The sequence below is a fragment of the Paenibacillus sp. sgz302191 genome, from assembly GCF_057749925.1.
The window spans coordinates 80,023-99,969 of sequence record NZ_JBYLHY010000024.1 but is presented as its reverse complement, the minus strand read 5'-3'; the positions used below and the strand labels follow the sequence as shown (position 1 = coordinate 99,969).

The 19,947-nt window shown below is 52.1% G+C and carries 17 protein-coding genes; all 17 read left to right on the top strand.

Features of this window, described 5'->3' with window-relative positions:
- Positions 1-22: 22 nt before the first annotated feature.
- The 17 genes from AC3G2T_RS27565 to infB all read left to right on the top strand — a co-directional run bounded on the left by AC3G2T_RS27565 (position 23) and on the right by infB (position 19,946).
- Positions 23-655 (top strand): DUF6115 domain-containing protein, encoded by a 633-nt coding sequence (locus tag AC3G2T_RS27565; RefSeq protein ID WP_474683201.1) that lies wholly within the window; start codon positions 23-25, stop codon positions 653-655.
- On the top strand, positions 648-1,178 hold the full coding sequence (locus AC3G2T_RS27560) for a hypothetical protein (protein ID WP_474683200.1): 531 nt from the start codon (positions 648-650) through the stop codon (positions 1,176-1,178). Before AC3G2T_RS27565 ends, AC3G2T_RS27560 begins: the two co-directional genes overlap by 8 nt.
- A 240-nt stretch (positions 1,179-1,418) precedes the next feature.
- Positions 1,419-2,117: a 30S ribosomal protein S2 gene (gene rpsB / locus AC3G2T_RS27555; RefSeq protein ID WP_474683199.1), complete on the top strand. Its 699-nt coding sequence runs from the start codon at positions 1,419-1,421 to the stop codon at positions 2,115-2,117.
- A gap of 102 nt (positions 2,118-2,219) precedes the next feature.
- The gene (tsf, locus tag AC3G2T_RS27550; RefSeq protein WP_474683198.1) at positions 2,220-2,870 is read left to right on the top strand and encodes a translation elongation factor Ts; all 651 of its coding nucleotides are present in this window, start codon (positions 2,220-2,222) and stop codon (positions 2,868-2,870) included.
- Positions 2,871-2,966: 96 nt separating this feature from the next.
- Positions 2,967-3,692: a UMP kinase gene (gene pyrH, locus AC3G2T_RS27545; RefSeq protein ID WP_474683197.1), complete on the top strand. Its 726-nt coding sequence runs from the start codon at positions 2,967-2,969 to the stop codon at positions 3,690-3,692.
- A gap of 3 nt (positions 3,693-3,695) precedes the next feature.
- Entirely contained in the window at positions 3,696-4,250 is a 555-nt protein-coding gene (gene frr, locus AC3G2T_RS27540; RefSeq protein WP_474683196.1) for a ribosome recycling factor, read from the top strand.
- 65 nt (positions 4,251-4,315) lie between these two features.
- Positions 4,316-5,092, top strand: a complete 777-nt coding sequence (gene uppS / locus AC3G2T_RS27535; protein ID WP_474683195.1) for an undecaprenyl pyrophosphate synthase — start codon at positions 4,316-4,318, stop codon at positions 5,090-5,092.
- Positions 5,093-5,172: 80 nt separating this feature from the next.
- Entirely contained in the window at positions 5,173-5,970 is a 798-nt protein-coding gene (locus AC3G2T_RS27530) for a phosphatidate cytidylyltransferase (protein ID WP_474683194.1), read from the top strand.
- 19 nt (positions 5,971-5,989) lie between these two features.
- Positions 5,990-7,138: a 1-deoxy-D-xylulose-5-phosphate reductoisomerase gene (locus AC3G2T_RS27525; protein ID WP_474683193.1), complete on the top strand. Its 1,149-nt coding sequence runs from the start codon at positions 5,990-5,992 to the stop codon at positions 7,136-7,138.
- 231 nt (positions 7,139-7,369) lie between these two features.
- Entirely contained in the window at positions 7,370-8,629 is a 1,260-nt protein-coding gene (rseP, locus tag AC3G2T_RS27520; RefSeq protein WP_474683192.1) for an RIP metalloprotease RseP, read from the top strand.
- A gap of 42 nt (positions 8,630-8,671) precedes the next feature.
- On the top strand, positions 8,672-10,120 hold the full coding sequence (gene proS, locus AC3G2T_RS27515; protein WP_474683191.1) for a proline--tRNA ligase: 1,449 nt from the start codon (positions 8,672-8,674) through the stop codon (positions 10,118-10,120).
- Between the two features lie 75 nt (positions 10,121-10,195).
- Positions 10,196-14,503 (top strand): PolC-type DNA polymerase III, encoded by a 4,308-nt coding sequence (locus AC3G2T_RS27510; RefSeq protein ID WP_474683190.1) that lies wholly within the window; start codon positions 10,196-10,198, stop codon positions 14,501-14,503.
- Between the two features lie 229 nt (positions 14,504-14,732).
- Entirely contained in the window at positions 14,733-15,197 is a 465-nt protein-coding gene (gene rimP / locus AC3G2T_RS27505; protein ID WP_474683189.1) for a ribosome maturation factor RimP, read from the top strand.
- 36 nt (positions 15,198-15,233) lie between these two features.
- Positions 15,234-16,331, top strand: a complete 1,098-nt coding sequence (nusA, locus tag AC3G2T_RS27500) for a transcription termination factor NusA (protein WP_474683188.1) — start codon at positions 15,234-15,236, stop codon at positions 16,329-16,331.
- A gap of 46 nt (positions 16,332-16,377) precedes the next feature.
- Positions 16,378-16,692 carry an RNase P modulator RnpM gene (gene rnpM, locus AC3G2T_RS27495; RefSeq protein ID WP_474683187.1) on the top strand — a complete coding sequence of 105 codons (315 nt, stop codon included), beginning with the start codon at positions 16,378-16,380 and terminating at the stop codon, positions 16,690-16,692.
- Positions 16,682-16,984, top strand: coding sequence for a L7Ae/L30e/S12e/Gadd45 family ribosomal protein (locus AC3G2T_RS27490; protein ID WP_474683186.1), 303 nt, complete (start codon positions 16,682-16,684; stop codon positions 16,982-16,984). The genes rnpM and AC3G2T_RS27490 overlap by 11 nt, the downstream gene beginning before the upstream one ends.
- A 73-nt stretch (positions 16,985-17,057) precedes the next feature.
- Positions 17,058-19,946: a translation initiation factor IF-2 gene (gene infB, locus AC3G2T_RS27485; protein WP_474683185.1), complete on the top strand. Its 2,889-nt coding sequence runs from the start codon at positions 17,058-17,060 to the stop codon at positions 19,944-19,946.
- The last annotated feature ends 1 nt before the right edge of the window (position 19,947 follow it).

The window sequence follows — 19,947 nt, the reverse complement described above, 5'->3', positions numbered from 1 at the left end:
ATATTGAAAAAGGTGATGCCTTTTGACTTTGCATCCTTGGATGTACGTCGTGCTTTTAGGTTTGTTCCTCATTGTATATGCACGATTTTTACCGAAAAAAGAAACGTCCGCTTCCAAGGCCAACGTCGTTCAGGAGATCGAAGAGACGATTGAACACTTCGCGTCCGAAATGGACGAGCAGAACCAGGCTATTCTCAATCTGTTTTCCAAGACGAAGCAGGATTACGAGGTCGAGTTGGCCAAGTTGTCCGGCAGGCTGGAATCGTTGGAAAAGCAGCGAAACGAGCTGTCGCACGAGCTTAACAAAGCGCATGTAAACCAGCAGCTGAATTTGAAAGCGATGAGCGCGTTCCAGGCTGCCGAAGAAGCAGGCAGCGCTTCCGATGAACTCGTTCGGCACGTTGAGCGAACAGCGCCGATCCCGGCGCAGCAAACGCCTGAAGCGGGTCCCGCGCCGGCGGAGACGGCTGCCGAAGCGGCTGCGGAGACGCCCGCATACACAGGTCTCAGCATGAAAAGCAGATATGCGGAGCTGTTCGCTTTGTACGATCAAGGCAAAGGCGTCGAAGCTATAGCCAGGAAGCTGGGCATGAATAAAGGAGAGGTCAACCTGATACTGCAGCTCTCCAGACAGGAGGAACGGACTCGTGTTTAGAAACCGCTCTTACGTATACGGGATAGGGACAGGCATCATTGTCGGAGCGCTGCTGCTGCAGGTTATGCTGGCAGCCCAGAGGCCGGCTGCGGCCCCCGCCGGTACTCCGATCGAGGAGATGGAGCCCCAGAAGCTGAAGGAACAAGCCGCGAAGTTTTATCAAGTGTATGAGAAAAACGTGAAGGTGTACACGCAGGATGAATTCGACGCCGGCGTGCAAAAGAAAGCCAAGGAAGAGACGGACAAGCTTGCCGCCGCCATTCCGTCCGACAAACCCGCTGAGCAGACGAGTCCTCCGGCGCCCAGCCGCACCGTTCTTTATGTGCAGCCGCATCTGGATGCGACGGCCGTCAGCGAGCTGCTTATGCAATCGGGCGTTATTACCGATCAAAAGGCGTTTGCCGCAGAGCTGGACAAGCAGGGCGGGGCATACAAAATTCAAATCGGCTTTCACGAATTTCAGGGCGTCCTCACGATGGAGCAAATCGTCAAAAACTTAATCAGCAAACAGCAAACAGGCTGAACAAGGTCTTTGTGAGGTCTGTTTTTGCGTTTGCCGTCGTCTCCCGCCGGCCCTTTCTATAGGGAATGCATGGGACAGGATAAAAGGTTGCAAAGCTTATATGAGATATGGTATATTTATTCTCGGTGTTAAAAACGCACGCACGTCAATTCGCGCAATGGTGCTTACTTTCGTAAGTTTTGCCCGAAGATGCGACATGCGGAGGATACCACAAAAACCAAATCAGAGGAGGGATTGGAGATGGCAGTTATCTCCATGAAACAGCTTTTAGAAGCTGGGGTACACTTCGGTCACCAAACACGCCGTTGGAACCCAAAGATGGACAAATACATCTTCACCGAAAGAAACGGCATTTACATTATCGACCTGCAAAAAACGGTTAAAAAAGTTGAGGAAGCTTACAACTTTGTGAAATCCGTTTCCGAAGAGAACGGAACGATTCTTTTCGTAGGTACGAAAAAACAAGCTCAAGATTCCGTTGCTGAAGAAGCGGAACGCTGCGGCATGTACTACATCAACCAACGTTGGTTGGGCGGTACGCTGACAAACTTCCAAACGATTCAAAAACGTATCGATCGCTTGAAAGAGCTCGAAAGATGGGAAGAAGACGGCACATTCGACGTGCTTCCTAAGAAAGAAGTTATCATTCTCCGCAAAGAGAAAGATCGCCTTGAGAAGTTCCTGGGCGGAATCAAAAACATGAGAGGTCTTCCTAGCGCTTTGTTCGTTATCGACCCTCGCAAAGAGCGCATCGCAGTTGCGGAAGCTCGCAAATTGGGTATCCCAATCGTTGGTATCGTTGATACGAACTGCGATCCGGACGAAATCGACTACGTTATTCCTGGTAACGACGATGCGATTCGCGCTGTGAAATTGCTGACTGCCAAAATTGCGGATGCTGTTATCGAAGCTCACCAAGGCGAGCAAACGACAGCTTAATTAATAGGAATGAGAAAAAAGGGTGGTTGGAAGGTGTAACAGCCTGTCATCACCCTTTTTTTAAAGAATATCTACATAATTACAATCGGGAGGTACCTTTCAATGGCTATTACAGCTGGAATGGTAAAAGAATTACGCGAAAAAACTGGTGCAGGCATGCTGGACTGCAAAAAAGCGCTTGAAGAGGCAAATGGCGATCTGACGAAAGCTGGCGAAATTCTTCGCGAGAAAGGTCTTTCTGCCGCTGCAAACAAAGCGGGACGCATTGCAACCGAAGGCGCTGTCGAGTCCTATATTCATGCCGGCGGTAAAGTTGGCGTACTCGTGGAAATCAACTGTGAAACCGACTTCGTAGGTAAAACCGATCAATTCAAAGCATTCTGCAAAGACATCGCAATGCACATTGCTGCAGCAAGCCCTACTTACGTGCGCCGCGAAGAAGTTCCTGCCGAAGCGCTGGAAAAAGAAAAAGAAATTCTTCGCAACCAGGCTTTGAACGAAGGCAAACCGGAAAAAATCGTTGATAAAATGGTTGAAGGCCGCATCGGCAAATACTACGAAGAGTTCTGCTTGATGGAACAGCCATTCGTTAAAGATCCGGACAAAACGATCGAACAACTGCTGAATGAAAAAATCGCAACCATCGGCGAAAACATCACGATCCGTCGTTTCGCTCGCTTCGCGCTGGGTGAAGGGCTTGAGAAAAAGCAAGAAAACTTTGCCGAAGAAGTTATGTCCCAAGTAAAACTCTAATACGCAATTCCCTAAAAGAATGGAACACTTGGTGTTCCTTCTTTTTTAGTGAATTTCGGGTATCCTGCTCACCTATTGAAACGGAGGTTATACAAGTTGGAGCAACCTTATTATAAGAGGGTCGTACTAAAATTAAGCGGGGAAGCTTTAGCTGGACAACAGGGGTACGGCATTGATTCTGAAGTCATTACCTCCATCGCAGAACAGGTGAAGGAAGTTGTCGATTTAAAGGTAGAAGTTGCTATCGTCGTTGGCGGCGGCAACATTTGGAGAGGCATCGCCGGCAGCGCCAAGGGCATTGACCGGGCGACGGCCGATTATATGGGCATGCTTGCGACCGTTATGAATTCGCTCGCGCTGCAGGATGCGCTGGAAACGATCGGCGTTCCTACGCGCGTGCAATCTTCGATCACGATGCAGCAGGTCGCTGAGCCGTATATCCGAAGAAGAGCGATGCGCCATCTGGAAAAGGGGAGAGTCGTTATATTCGCGGCGGGTACGGGCAATCCTTACTTCTCCACAGATACGACGGCGGCACTCAGAGCCGCCGAAATCGAGGCTGAAGTTATTTTGATGGCGAAGAACAAAGTCGACGGTGTTTACTCTGCAGATCCGTTCAAGGATGCGTCTGCCAAAAAGTTTGAAACGCTGACCTATATGGAAGTTATCAGCAACAATTTGGGCGTCATGGACTCCACCGCTTCCTCCCTTTGTATGGATAATAACATCCCATTAGTGGTGTTCTCGATCACGGAACAAGGGAATATCAAACGCGTTGTCCTTGGCGAAAAAATCGGGACTACAGTTAAAGGGAGTGTCTAACCTATGCCACAATCTATTAAAAAGAACGCAGAAGACCGTATGGAAAAAGCGATCGGAGCTTTGAAAAGAGATCTGACTTCGCTGCGCGCTGGCCGCGCGACTCCTGCGTTATTGGACCGCATTCAAGTCGAATATTACGGTGCCATGACACCTGTCAATCAGCTTGCCAATCTGACGACGCCGGACTCCCGTTCCCTTCTGATTCAGCCGTGGGACAAGAGCTCGATGGGCGCGATTGAGAAAGCGATTATGAAATCCGATCTCGGCCTGACGCCATCGAACGACGGCAGTGTGATCCGGATCGTTATTCCGGCTTTGACGGAAGAACGCCGCGCCGAGCTTGTGAAAATGACGAAGAAATACGGCGAAGAAGCGAAGGTTGCCATCCGCAACATTCGCCGCGATGCCAACGATGAAATCAAGAAGCTGGAGAAAGCAGGCATTTCTGAAGACGAATCCCGCAAGCATCAGGAAGATATTCAGAAATTTACCGATAAATTCGTTGCCGAAGTTGAGAAAGTATTGGCGGCCAAAGAAAAAGAAATTATGGAAGTGTAACATAGAGCCAGCCCCCCGGGTATTCGCTGGGGGTTTTTCATCTTTCCATAGGTGGGGGAACAACGATGCTCAAACCGATAAAGAAATGGCTAGGAAGTGCTTCAAGAGATGCGACCTCGGCAGAATTTCCTGACATTGATTTGGATAATGTGCCTGCGCACGTTGCCATCATTATGGACGGCAACGGGCGATGGGCAAAAAAGCGGGGATTGCCTCGTGTAGCGGGACATCATTCAGGCATGAAAAATGTCAAGAAAATCACGATGGCGGCTAACGATATCGGCGTGAAGGTGCTGACGATGTACGCTTTTTCAACGGAGAATTGGAAAAGACCGAAGGAAGAGGTCGAGTTTCTGATGAAACTGCCCCAGGAGTTTTTTCCAATGGAGATTGAGGAGCTCATCGAAAAAAATGTCCGCATCCGCATGACCGGTTGGAAAGAAGGTTTGCCGGACTACACGCTCAAAGCGATCGAAGATGCGATTGACCGCACGAAAGACAACTCCGGACTTATCCTTAACTTTGCTCTGAATTACGGCGGGCGCAAGGAAATGATCGCCGGCGTGAAGGATATTATCCGCGACGTGCAGAGCGGGAAATTAAACCCGGATGAACTGGATGAAGCCCGTTTTTCCAATTATATGTTAACTTCCGACTTGCCGGACCCCGATCTTTTGATTCGAACGAGCGGGGAACTGAGGCTGAGCAATTTCCTGTTGTGGCAGCTGGCCTACTCCGAGCTTTGGTTCACGGATGCTTACTGGCCGGAATTCACGGAATCGTTGTTTTTGCAGGCGGTAGCCGAATACCAACGCCGCGGAAGAAGATACGGCGGTATTTAATGCTGGCAGCTGCCGTAACACTCAGCGAATGCTTGCACAGGCGGTTCATCCTGCCCGCAAAACTCTGAGGAGGAGTCACTTTGAAGCAACGAATCATCACAGGAGTTATTGCCGGACTCGTATTCATTACCTTGTTAGTGCTTGGCGGCTATTGGTATGCCGGATTGATTGTCCTTCTTTCGATAATCGGCTATCGGGAGTACATCCAAATGAACGGTTACGGCAAATATAAGCTATCCTCCTTGATTGGTTTGGCCGCTATGCTGCTGCTGGCCGTTCCTTGGGAAATGCTGCATGTGGAGCTTCCCGTCAATTTTACGGCTGTCATATGGCTTGCCATGTTTGTCCTCCTGTTCATCACGGTAGCTTCCAAGAATACAATTACGATCGATCAAATATCGGTCATTTTATTAGGCGCGGTTTATATCGGCCTCGGTTTTCATTATATGATTTCGGCGCGGATGCCTGAGAATGGCTTGTTTTGGGCGGTGCTTGTGTTCGTATGCATTTGGGCATCGGATTCCGGGGCCTATTTCGTAGGATCCGTAATCGGGAAACATCCGCTATGGCCGCAAATCAGTCCGAAAAAATCAATCGAAGGCTCCATTGGCGGCATCGTCATTGCAGTTATCGCCGCGCTCGTGTTCGCATGGTACGCTCCATCGCTGCTTTCCTACGGGAGAGCGATTTATTTGGGCCTTGTCATAGCGGTAGTCGGTCAAATCGGCGATTTGATCCAGTCCGCTTACAAACGGGTCAAAGGCATTAAGGACACGGGCACCCTGCTGCCGGGTCATGGCGGAGTGCTCGATCGGACCGACAGCTGGCTAATTGTTTTTCCTTTCATTCAATTGTTAGGGTTGCTCCCGCAATCCTAGCCGTTTACGAGGTGTATTGATGACAAAACGCATTGCGATCCTTGGATCGACCGGATCGGTTGGCACGCAAACGCTTGACGTTATTGCGCACGCGCCGGATCGTTTTTCGGTTGAGGCCTTATCCGGCGGATATAACAGCAAGCTTATTATCGAACAAGCCCGGCAGTTTCGTCCGAAACTTGTGTCCGTTGCCGCCAAACATCTGGCCGATGAAGTTGCGCTGCATGTTCCGGCCGGAACGAAAGTCGTCTACGGCGAAGAAGGCTTGATGGAAGCCGCCGCGGCGACGGAAGCCGAGATGGTGGTTACCGCGCTGGTAGGCAGCCAGGGGCTCAGACCGACGCTGGCGGCCATCGCCGCGGGCAAACATATCGGGCTGGCGAACAAAGAAACGCTGGTCAGCGCGGGGCATATCGTGACCGAAGCGGTCAAGCGCAGCGGTGTGGACATGCTGCCGATAGACAGCGAGCATTCGGCTATTTTTCAATGCCTGAACGGCGAAAACCGCAGCGACGTCGCGAAGATCACGCTGACCGCCTCCGGGGGCTCGTTCCGCGACCGTACACGCAAAGAACTCGAAGGAGTTACGGTCGAACAAGCGCTGCAGCATCCGAACTGGTCCATGGGCGCCAAAATTACGATCGACTCCGCGACAATGGTGAACAAAGGGCTGGAAGTCATTGAAGCTCACTGGTTGTTCGGATTATCCTACGACCAAATCGGCGTGCTGATTCATCCCGAAAGCGTCATCCATTCTTACGTGGAGTTCGCCGACAACAGCTTGATCGCCCAGCTTGGCAACCCGGATATGCGCGTACCGATCCAGTATGCGCTTACGTACCCGCATCGGCTGCCGACCCCGACTCAAAAGCTGGATCTGGCGGCCGTCGGCAAATTGCATTTTAGCGAAATGGATTTCGACCGTTTTCCTTGTCTACGGATGGCTTACGAGTGCGGCCGGCAGGGCGGCACGTCGACTACGGTATTCAATGCCGCCAATGAAATGGCGGTAGCTCGTTTTCTGCAAGGGGAAATCACGTTCTTGCAAATCGAGCGGGTGATCGAGGAAACCGTCGGAAAGCACGAGCCGGTCTCCGCGCCGTCGCTGGAAACGATTCAGGAACAGGATGCCTGGGCAAGGGCTCATGCGTCGTCGATTCATTTTTAGCCGGGGGAGCTCAGGTCAATCCGTTGGCTCGGCTCTTTTTTGGAATAACGCCGGAGTCTAAACCGTCCTCTTTTGCCGTATACTGTGCAAGTAGGGATAGCTTGTATTCAGTCGTTCAATAATGGTAATCTAAGAACATGCTATTCTGAAAATAATGCCCATTTGCGAAGCTAGGCACATGCTTACGTTGAAAGCCTTTTTGCACAAAGGCTCTAAGGAGGAAGGTACGACTTGTCAGCCATTGAAGTTGGATTAAAAGTAATTTTATTGTTTTTCGTTCTCGTGACGATACATGAATGGGGCCATTTTTATTTTGCCAAGCGCGCCGGCATTTTGGTCAGGGAGTTCGCGATCGGTTTCGGGCCAAAGCTTTTTTCATATAAAAAAGGAGAAACCAGGTATACGCTGCGCATGCTTCCGATCGGAGGGTTCGTACGGATGGCCGGGGAAGATCCGGAAATTGTCCAGATCAATGCCGGGCAGACGATCGCCGTCAACTTGAACAAGCAAAACCAGGTCTCCGCGTTGTACCTCGATCAACTGGATCGGCGCTCCAACGTGATCGTCGGCGTCGTCGACAAAATCGATCTGGAACGCAGCCTGAGCGTTACGCTGGACGTTGACGGGGAATCGGTCACGTATCCGATCGACCCGAAAGCGCTGCTCGTGACCAAAGGAACGGAAACGCAGATCGCTCCTTATGACCGCCAGTTCGGCAGCAAGACGGTAGGGCAAAGGGCTCTGGCCATCGTAATGGGGCCTGTGATGAACTTTGTGCTGGCAATTGTCCTGTTTTTGATCCTGGTCATTATGATGGGCGTCTTCACGAATGTGAAGTTGGATTCGGTTGTGGCCGGCAAGGCGGGAGATAAAGCGGGGCTCAAAAACGGAGATATCATTATCTCGATCGATAATCAACCTATCGGCGACGACCGGGAGAAGCTGGTGACGGCTATCCAGCAGTCCGCAGGCAAACCGATGACTTGGGTTGTGAACCGCGCCGGCAGTCCATTGACGCTGCAAGTTACACCGGAAATGGAGTCCGGAGCAGGCAAGCTCGGAGTTGTGATCTCGGGAGACCGGCGCAGCGCTACTTTCACCGAAGTCATCAAGGGAACCTATGATCAGGTGGTCGGCACGACGATCGGGATCATGACCGGGCTGCAAAAGCTGGTCATGCTCCAGTTCAAGCTCGACGACTTGGGAGGTCCCCTCCGGACGGCGCAGGTTTCCGCCGAATTCGCCAAGATGGGCATGAGCTACTTGATCTCTTGGGCGGCGACGCTGAGCTTGTACTTGGGCATATTCAACCTCCTGCCTATTCCGGCGCTGGATGGAAGCCGTTTGCTCTTCATGGGGCTTGAGGCGCTGCGCGGCAAGCCGATCGATCCGAACCGCGAGAGCATGGTGCACTTCATCGGCTTCGCGCTGCTCATGCTGCTGATGGTAGCCGTGACGTACAACGACATTTTAAGATTGATTAAAGGGTAGCGCGAGGGAAGATTTCCGTATGGAAGTTCTGAGGAGGAGAACATGTCGAACGATAAGCAGTTTGTTAAAGAAATTACCCCACAGGGAGAAGATTTCTCCCGCTGGTACATAGATGTAATAAAAAAAGCCGACCTGATGAGCTACTCGCCTGTGCGCGGATGCATCGTTTTCAAGCCGGACGGCTACGAAATCTGGGAGAACATTCAGCGCGAGCTGGATGCCCGCTTCAAAGAAACGGGGCACCGCAACGCATACTTCCCGCTGTTCATCCCGGAAAGCTTTTTCCAGAAAGAGAAAGAGCACGTCGAAGGCTTTAATCCCGAACTTCCTTGGGTGACGGAAGCGGGCGGGGAGAAGCTGGAGGAGCGTCTCGCGATTCGTCCTACTTCCGAGACGATGATCGGCCATATGTATTCGGAATGGATCAATTCGTATCGCGATCTTCCGCTGCTGATCAACCAATGGGCGAACGTCGTCCGTTGGGAAAAAAGAACGCAGCCGTTCCTGCGCACGAGCGAATTTTTATGGCAGGAAGGCCATACGGCGCATGAGGACGAGCAGGATGCCCGCCGCGAAACGATGCAAATGCTGGAGGTTTACCGCGATTTTGCCGAAAATTTCCTGGCGATACCGGTTATCGTCGGTCAGAAAACGCCGTCGGAGAAATTCGCCGGGGCGGTCGCTACGTACTCCATCGAAGCGATGATGAAAGACGGCAAAGCGGTACAAGCCGGAACATCGCATTACCTGGGCACGAATTTTGCCGTAGCTTTCGATATCAAGTATCTGGACCGCGAGAATCAGCACCAATTCGCCCATACGACGTCGTGGGGCGTGAGCACGCGGCTCATCGGCGCTTTGATTATGGTTCACGGCGACGACCGCGGACTGGCGCTTCCTCCAAAGGTGGCTCCGACGCAAGTGGTGATGATTCCGATCGGTCCTCCGAAAACGAGAGAGCAGGTCGTAGCGCGGGTGGACGAGCTGTACGCGGAGCTGAAAAAAGCCGGCGTTCGCGTGAAAGTGGACGACCGTCCGGATCAAAGTCCGGGCTGGAAATTCAACGAATACGAGATGAGAGGCGTGCCGATTCGCGTCGAGCTCGGTCCCCGCGACATGGAGAACGGCCAAGTCGTTCTCGTATCCAGAGTCAGCGGCGAGAAAAAAGTGGTGGCCCAGGCCGATTTTGTTCAGGAAGTGCAAAATTTGCTTGCTGAGATTCATCAGCAGATGTATGATAAAGCGAAGCAGTTCAGAGACGAACACTTCGTCGCCGTCGATACGCTTGATGAATTCAAGACGTTCCTCGAAGGCAAGCGCGGCTTTGCGCTAGCGGGCTGGTGCGGCTCGGAAGCTTGCGAATCGCAGGTTAAGGAAGAGACGGGGGCGACAAGCCGCAATATTCCGTTCTCGCCGTCCGTGACGAAATCGACTTGTCTGGTATGCGGGGAAGCTGCCGAACACACCGTCGTATTTGGCCGCAGTTACTAATAGCAGGTGTTATAAAAGGGCAAACGGAATGCACCATCTCCTTTGCCCTTCGTATTTTTCTTGGGGAGGATGTTCATGAGTAATCTGGCTGACAAAAGGAATCGCTTTGAGCTATTGATGCAGCAAGCGGAGATTCCGGCCGAGACGATCCGCTCGTTTTTTTCGGAAGGGTATATCGATCAGGTGGAGATTAGCCGCAAGAATCGGGATTGGACCTTTTATTTGATCAAAAACGAATTAGTGCCTCAGAACATATACCGCTCTTTTTGCAAAACGATTCAGGAAAAATTCGCCCATATCGCCAAAATTCGCTTTATTTGGCGGTTCGAACAAGCCGACCCGGCCGATTTGGTCGCCGAATACTGGTCTTTGTTTATCGAATGGCTGCAGCGGGAAGCCGCTACCGTCAACGGCTGGATGAGCAGGGCGAAGTTTGAAGTGCAGGGGCATAACCTCACTTTAATGATGCTGGACCAGATCGGTTTGGAACTGGCCAAGAAGAAAAATATCGATATGTACGCGAGAAACTTTTTCCTGAACTATTTTCAGACGGATTTCACCGTGAAGTACGGGCTGAGCGATTCGAGCGACGCGGAGGCGGAGAAGGAACGTTTTGCCAAACTGATCGAAGAAGAAGAGAAAACCGTAACGCAAGAGATCATGATGTCCATCGAGCAGGAAGAGGAGTCTTCGCTGCCGGATACGGATCTTAAGCTGATGATCGGTTACGATATCAAGGAAGTGCCGACGCCGCTGAAAGATATTGTGGAAGAGGAAAAGAAAGTGACGGTGCAGGGGACCGTTTTCGGCCTTGATGTCAAGGAATTAAGGAACGGCAGCACGCTGTTCACGTTTAATTTAACGGACTTTACGGACTCGATGTCCATGAAGGTTTTTGCCAAAACGAAGGACGATGTCAAAATTCTCAGCCTGCTGGCGAACGGCACATGGATTAGAGCCCGGGGCAAAGTGGAATACGACCGCTTCATGCAAATTCCCGAATTGGTCATGATTCCGAATGACCTCAACGAAGTGATGGGACCCAAGGATCGTATGGACGACGCAGCCGAAAAGCGCGTAGAGTTTCATCTACATACGGCGATGAGCACGATGGACGGCTTGACGCCGGTCGATCAATACATTAAAATGGCCGCCAAATGGGGGCATAAAGCGATCGCCATTACCGATCACAGCAACATTCAATGTTTCCCCGAGGCGGGAAAAGCCGGCAAAAAGCACGGGATCAAAGTGATTTACGGCATCGAGGCGAACGTCGTGAACGATTCCGTCCCGATCGCGATGAATGCGCAGGACATCGATCTTAAACAAGGGACTTATGTTATTTTCGATATTGAGACCACGGGCTTGTCCGTGACGAATAATAAAATTATCGAGCTTGCAGGCGTGAAAATGCAGGACGGCAAAGAAATCGACCGTTTTGCGACATTTATTAATCCGCATGAGCGAATTCCTTACAATATTCAGCAGTTGACGAACATTAACGACGACATGGTCAAGGACGCTCCCGAACTGAAGGACAAGCTGCCGGAGTTTGTAGCGTTTGTCGAGGACGCGATTCTTGTTGCACATAACGCCCGATTCGATATGGGCTTCATTCAGGCCAATTTGAAACAGATGGGCTTGCCGGAGCTGCCGAACCCGGTTCTGGACACGCTGGAGCTTGCACGCCTGCTGTTCCCGACATTAAAAAATCACCGTCTCAACACATTGACCGACAAATTCAAAGTCAGCCTGGAAAGCCATCACCGTGCGGTCGACGACTCGATCGCTTTGGGATACGTGCTGTTTCATTTGATCAATGAAGCCAGTGAACGCAACATGACGAATCTTGCCGGATTGAATGAATATGTCGGTAAGGATTTAAGGACTCAGCGGCCGTTTCACTGCAATATTTATGCGCTGAACGCCGTCGGCAAGAAAAATTTGTTCAAGCTTGTCTCCCTCTCTCACACCGAATATTTTCACAGGGTGGCCAGCATTCCCAAAAGCAAGCTCGTAGAGCTGCGGGACGGGCTTCTCGTCGTCTCGGGCTGCGAAAAAGGCGAGTTTTTCGAGGCTGTGCTCAATAAATCGGTGGAAGAGGCCGAGCAGGTGGCCGAGTTTTACGATGTGCTGGAAATCCAGCCTGTCAGTTACAATATGCATCTGGTAGACAAAGGACTGGTCGGCAGCAAGGAAGATTTGGAGGGTGCGGTAAGACGCGTGTGCCAGATCGCCAGTAAGCTGGGCAAGCCGGTCATCGCGACGGGCAACGTCCATTATTTGCATCCAAGGGAAAAATTGTTCCGGGACATCACTATACACGGGATCACAGGTTTTAGCCCGCTTAAAGATATGAAAAAGCCGGACGCCCATTTCCGTACGACAAAAGAGATGCTGGAAGAGTTCAAATTCCTTGGCGAGGACAAGGCGCACGAAGTCGTGATCCGCAACACTAACGAGCTCGCTGACCGGTTTGAGGAAATCCAGCTGTTTCCGGACAAGCTGTTTACGCCGATTATCGAAGGCGCGGATGACGAGATCCGCAGCACCTGCTACAGCACGGCCAAAAGCATCTACGGCGACGAACTGCCGGAAGTTATAGTGGCTCGTTTGGAAAAAGAGCTTGTGCCGATCATCAAGTACGGCTTCTCGGCGAACTATTTGATTTCCGAGCGGCTCGTGAAAAAGTCCAACGAAGATGGATACCTCGTTGGCTCCCGGGGTTCCGTAGGCTCCTCCGTCGTCGCGATGATGCTGGGCATCTCGGAGGTAAACCCGCTGCCGCCGCACTATGTTTGCCATTCCTGCAAGCAGAGCGAATGGTTTCTGGACGGAAGCGTGCCGTCGGGCTTCGATCTTCCGGACAAAATTTGCCCGCACTGCGGCACGAATATGCGCGGGGACGGACACGACATTCCGTTCGAGACGTTCCTTGGCTTCAAGGGGGACAAAGTCCCCGATATCGATTTGAACTTTTCGGGCGAATACCAGCCTGTCGCCCATAACTATACGAAGGTGCTGTTCGGCGAGAAAAGCGTATTCCGGGCGGGCACGATCGGTACGGTCGCGGAAAAGACGGCCTTCGGCTTCGTGAAGAAGTACGAAGAGGAGCACGGCCGAAAATGGCGGGGCGCCGAGCTGAACCGGCTTGCGGCCGGCTGCACCGGCGTGAAGCGGAGCACGGGTCAGCATCCCGGCGGCATCGTCGTCGTCCCCGACTATATCGAGGTCGACGACATTACGCCGGTGCAGTATCCGGCCGACGATACGAGCGCGGAGTGGAAGACGACGCACTTCGATTATCACGCATTCGACGCGAACTTGCTGAAGCTCGATATTCTCGGGCACGACGATCCGACGATGATGCGGATGCTGCAGGATTTGACCGGCATCGATCCGACTACGCTGCCCATGAACGACCGGAAGGCGATGAGCATCTTCAACTCGACGGAAGCTCTCGGCGTTACGCCGGAGCAAATTCGCTCGCCCGTCGCCACGTACGGAGTTCCCGAAATGGGAACGAAGTTCGTGCGGCAGATGCTGCAGGAGACGCAGCCGAGCACGTTTGCCGACTTGCTGCAAATTTCCGGTTTGTCCCACGGCACCGGAGTTTGGCTGGGCAATGCGCAGGAGCTGATCAAGAAAGGCATATGCAACATTAAGACGGTGATCGGCTGCCGTGACGATATCATGCTCTATTTGATCTACAAAGCCGGTATGGATGCCGGACTTGCGTTCAAAATTACCGAGAGCGTGCGGAAAGGCAAAGGGCTGACGGACGAGTGGAAGGAAGAAATGAAGCGCTGCAACGTGCCGGCCTGGTACATCGAGTCGTGCGAACGGATCGAATACATGTTCCCGAAAGCACACGCTGCCGCCTACGTCATCTCCGCCGTGCGCACGGCGTACTACAAGGTGTATCACCCGCTTGCTTACTACGCGACTTATTTCAGCGTGCGCGCTTCGGACTTTGACCTGGAAATTTTGTGCCAGGGCTATGACGCCATCTTGAAGAAGCTGATCGAAATCGAGGAGAAGGGCTTCCAGGCTTTGCCGAAGGAAAAAGCGATGGTGTCCATCCTCGAGATGGCGCTGGAAATGACGGCCCGCGGCTTCAGCTTCAAGCCGATCGATCTGTACCGTTCCGATGCGACGCGTTTTCTCATTGACGGCACTGCGCTGATTCCGCCGTTTGCCGCGATGCAGGGAATCGGGGAGAACGCTGCGAAAAATATCGCCGCCGCCAAAGAGGAAGGCGATTTCCTGTCTGTGGAAGATTTCCAAAACCGCTCGAAAGCTTCGAAGACGATCGTCGAACTGCTCGCTTCCATGGGCTGTTTCCGCGGCTTGCCGGAATCGAATCAGTTGTCCTTATTCTAATCCGCAAAACAGCATGAATTACCAATCTTCCTATTGTAAAGCCGTTAACGGTTATGGTATAATTTTTCTTGGCAATAATGAGGATATCATCTTGTGATTAAAGAGTGGGGAAACCCACTCTTTACATTTTGATATAGGACTTTTCGCGCTGGGTGTAGCCGGCGCGGGTAGGTTGGCTTATGAAGCTGCTCAGAATGCGAAAGTTCAATTTAGGAGGGTATATCAATACGTGGTTACACAAGCGCACATCAAATCCGTCGTTGAGGACATGCTGAAAGATTTCATCGAGCAGAATGGATTTGAGCTCGTGGATATCGAATACGTCAAAGAAGGCAGCAACTGGTTCCTTCGCGTCTATGCAGACAAAGAAGGCGGCATTGATATAGATGATTGCGGCCGTATCAGCGAATATTTAAGCGCCAAGCTCGACGAGAAGGATCCGATCGCCGACGCTTATTTCCTGGAAGTATCTTCGCCGGGGGCGGAGCGTCCGCTGAAAAAGCCTCAAGATTATCAGAAGGCTGTAGGCAGTCATGTATTTATTACGACTTATGAGCCGATTGACGGTGCGAAGGAATTCGAAGGGTTGCTGTTGTCTTACGACGGTGAGCAGCTTGTCGTTGAAGCTGGCAAAAAGAAGAGCACGATTCCGCTCGCAAAAGTAGCCAGCGCCAGGTTGGCCATAGTCTTTTAGCGATTGCTATTTATTGAAAGGGGGAACTCGGTTCAAATGAACATGGATTTTATCGAAGCGCTGTCGGAAATTGAACGTGAGAAAGGCATCTCCAAGGAGCTGTTGATTGACGCGATCGAGGCAGCGATGATTTCGAGCTATAAAAGAAATTTCAACACCGCGCAGAATGTGCGCGTAGACATTAACCGCCAAACGGGTTTGATTAGAGTTTACGCTCGCAAAAACGTGACGGAAGAAGTGCTGGACCCAAGAATGGAAATTTCGCTTCACGCGGCCCGGGAAATCAATCCGAACTATCAGCTTGACGACATCGTGGAGATTGAAGTTACGCCGCGCGATTTCGGCCGTATTGCCGCCCAGACGGCAAAGCAGGTCGTCACCCAGCGTATCCGCGAAGCGGAGAGAGGCTTGATCTACAACGCTTTTATCGATAAAGAGGAAGATATCGTAACAGGCATTTTGCAGCGCCAGGATCAACGCAACATTTATGTGGACCTGGGCAAGGTAGAAGCCGTGCTTCCGCTTACCGAACTGATGCCGACCGACAAATTCAAGCAAGGCGACCGGATCAAGGCTTACATTACGAAAGTGGAAAATACGACCAAAGGTCCGCAAATCATTTTGTCGAGAACGCATCCGGGCTTGCTCAAACGGCTGTTTGAGCTGGAAGTTCCGGAAATTTTCGACGGCGTGGTTGAAATTCGCTCCGTAGCGCGCGAAGCCGGTTTCCGTTCCAAGATCGCCGTGCACTCCCGCAATGACGAAGTGGATCCCGTCGGCTCCTGCGTAGGCCCGAAAGGAATGCGCGTGCAGACGATCGTCAGCGAGCTGCGAGGCGAGAAAATCGACATCGTGCGCTGGATGGAGAGCGTGGAAGAGTACGTTGCCAACGCGCTCAGCCCTTCTAAAGTGCTCGAAGTGCAAGTGCATGAAACGGAGAAAATGGCCCGCGTGATCGTGCCGGATTATCAATTGTCGCTCGCGATCGGCATCAAAGGTCAGAACGCCCGTCTGGCGGCTAAACTGACCGGCTGGAAGATCGATATCAAGAGCGAATCGCAAGCGGAACAAGAATACGGCAGACCGAGGACATCGACGGAAGAGATGCATCAGGATTCCGTCAGCATCGATTAAGCCGGACTGCGCTTAAGTTTGCCGAAATCAAGGGGGTGACCGGGGAATGAAACAAAGAAAAGTCCCTTTGAGAAAATGTGTGGCCTGCCAGGAGATGATGCCGAAGCGGGAACTGATCCGCATCGTCAAAACGCCTGACGGCGAGATTCTTATCGATCTGAAAGGGAAAAAGTCCGGGCGCGGTGCCTACCTGTGCGGCAAAGTTTCCTGTTTTAAGCTGGCCAAGAAAAGCAAGGCGCTGGACCGGGCGCTGAAGCATACGGTGAGCGCTGAAATTTACGACCAGTTGGAGCAGGATTTCATTAAAGTGGAAGACGAGTTTATCTCTTCGAAAGAGGAGATGACGGACGATGAAGAATAAATTTTTATCTCATTTGGGTTTAGCCATGCGGGCAGGCAAGTTGGTAACCGGCGACGAAGGCGTGATGAAGGCCATTCGCTCGGGCGAGGCCAAACTGGTCATTATCGCAGAGGATGCTTCCGCCAATACGCACAAAAAGTTTCAAGATAAATGCCGATTCTATGGGGTTACGCTCATGGAAATGGGCTCCAAGGCGGAACTGGGAGGCAGCATTGGCAAGGAAATGCGCGTCATTCTCGGCGTCTTGGACGGAGGCTTCGCACAGATGCTGCTGAAGTGTCAGGTAGACTGAAAGCCGGCTCCGATGTTTAAAAGAAGTTAGATGCAGTCCGCTTTCAGTATAATTACTGCGGAGGTGAAAAGTATTGACAAATAAACAGGATAATAAGGACAAACTTCGCGTTTACGAATATGCCAAATCGCTCAATATGAGCAGCAAAGAGATCATTACGATTCTCAAACGTTTAAATATTCCCGTTAACAATCACATGAGCGTCATGGAGAATGAAGCGGTGGATAGTGTGGAAAGATTTTTTCGCGATATTAAAGCAAATGCGGCTGCCAAGCGGGCAGCTACGGACGGAGGAAATGTGAACTCAACGACGACTAATCAGAAGCCTGCAGGACAGGGTTCTACACCAGAAAATAAAGGAGCTGCGAACTCGGCTTCGAAACCGGCATCGCAGCAAGCAAACAGCGGCAGCGGAACAAAACCATCCGCGCCTCAACAACAGCATAATCAAGCATCGCAAGGCCAAAGACAGGGCCATCAAGGCGGGCAATCCCGACGCTCCGACGATCAATATGTGGCCAGCCGTCCGGCTCAGCCGCAGCGCGACCAACGCCAAGGCGGGCAAGGCCAGGGCCAGGGTCAACGCACGAATTATCAAGGTCAAGGTCAAGGTCAAGGTCAAGGCCAGGGTCAAGGCGGCGGCAATCGCAGCGGAGACCAGCGTCAAGGCGGCCAGCAGCGTTCCGGCGATCAAAGACCGTACCGTCAGAACGATCAGCGTCCTTCCGGCGGCGGCAATTTTAATGGGCGCTCAGGCGGGCAAGGCCAAGGTCAGGGTCAAGGCGGCGGCAACCGCAGCGGCGGCTTCAACAATTCCGGCCCTCGCCCGAATCAGGGCGGCAATACTTCGTCCGGCGGATCGAATGCGGGAGGCGGCAACCGTCCACAAGGCGGAGGCACTCCGAACCGCAGCACTTCGTCGAACCGTCCGGCCCGTCAGTTTGACAACCGCCACAATCAGAGCAGCAGACCGGTCATTCAGGAAGCGAAGCCGCAGTTCCACGTCGGCGCGACGGCAGCGGAATTGGATGAAGCGGCGGCTAAAGCCGGCGTGAAAACGACGAAGAAAACGAAGCCGACGACCAAACGTTTCGACGATGGCAAACAAGGCGGCAACCGCGGCCCAGGCGGCAATTCCAGAAACAACCAAAGAGGCAATCAAAGAGGCAGATTCCAGCAGGAACCAGTGAAGAAAGAGAAAATCGACAATACGCCGAAGAAGATCATCGTCCGCGGCAGCATGACGGTCGGCGAAACGGCCAAACTGCTTCATAAAGACGCTTCGGAAGTCATTAAAAAGCTGCTCTTCCTGGGCGTCATGGCGACGATTAACCAGGAGCTTGATTTGGATTCGATCCAACTCATCGCAAACGAATTCGGAGTTGAGGTCGAAGTTAAGATCAAAGTCGAAGAAGACCGCTTTGAGACATTCGAAGAAGTCGATGATGAAGCCGATCTTCTGGAGCGTCCTCCGGTCGTTACGATCATGGGTCACGTCGACCACGGTAAAACGACCCTGCTCGACGCTATCCGCCAAACGAATGTGACGGAAGGCGAAGCAGGCGGCATCACGCAGCATATCGGCGCTTATCAGGTCGAAGTGAACCATAAAAAAATTACGTTCCTGGATACTCCGGGCCACGAAGCGTTCACAACGATGCGTGCCCGCGGCGCTCAAGTGACGGATATTACAATTATCGTCGTTGCGGCGGATGACGGCGTTATGCCTCAGACCGTTGAAGCGATCAACCATGCCAAAGCGGCCGGCTGCCCGATCATCGTCGCTGTGAACAAAATCGATAAAGAAGGCGCTAATCCGGATCAAATCAAGCAGGCTCTTACGGCATTTGAACTCGTGCCGGAAGAATGGGGCGGAGACACGATCTTCTGCGAAATTTCCGCGAAGCAGCGCATCGGACTTGAGAACCTGCTGGAGATGATTTTGCTTGTCGCCGAAGTTCAGGAGTACAAAGCGAATCCGAACAAGCGGGCAAGAGGAACAGTCATCGAGGCTGAGCTGGACAAAGGAAGAGGTCCCGTGGCCCGTATTCTTATTCAGCACGGCACGCTCAAAGTCGGCGACAGCTTCGTAGCCGGCGTATGCTTCGGCCGCGTCAGAGCGATGGTCAATGACAAAGGCAAACGTTTGAAAGAAGCAGGTCCTTCTACACCGGTCGAAATCACCGGTCTGACCGAGGTGCCTCAAGCAGGGGATCCGTTCCTTGCTTACGAGGATGAGCGCAAAGCCAGAGACATCGCGGAAAGACGCGCGACCGCGCTTCGCCAGTCCGAAATGGGCGCCAACGCGCGCGTTACGCTGGATGATCTCTTCAAACATATTAAAGACGGCGAAATCAAAGATTTGAATGTCATCATCAAAGGGGACGTTCAAGGTTCGGTCGAAGCGCTGAAAAGCTCCCTGGAGAAAATTGAAGTCGAAGGCGTACGCGTAAAAATTCTTCATAACGGCGTCGGCGCGGTTACGGAATCGGATATTATTCTCGCTTCCGCTTCGAATGCGATCATCATCGGCTTTAACGTTCGTCCTGAGCCTGCTGCGAAAGCGACGGCCGATCAGGAAAAAGTGGATATCCGTCTGCACAACATCATCTACAACGTCATTGAAGAAATCGAGCAGGCCATGAAAGGCATGTTGGATCCGATCTTCAAAGAGAACGTGCTCGGTCAAGCCGAAGTGCGCAACGTGTTCAAAATTACCGGCGTCGGGGCGATCGCAGGCTGCATGATCACCTCCGGCAAAATTACGCGCAACGCTCAGGCTCGCTTGATCCGCGGCGGCATCGTCGTGCATGAAGGCAAGATCGATTCCCTGAAAAGATACAAGGACGATGCAAAAGAAGTCGCTCAAGGCTACGAATGTGGTATATCTCTGGAGCGTTATCATGATATTAAAGAAGGGGACGTTATCGAAGCCTTCATCATGGAAACTGTTGAGAGGTGAT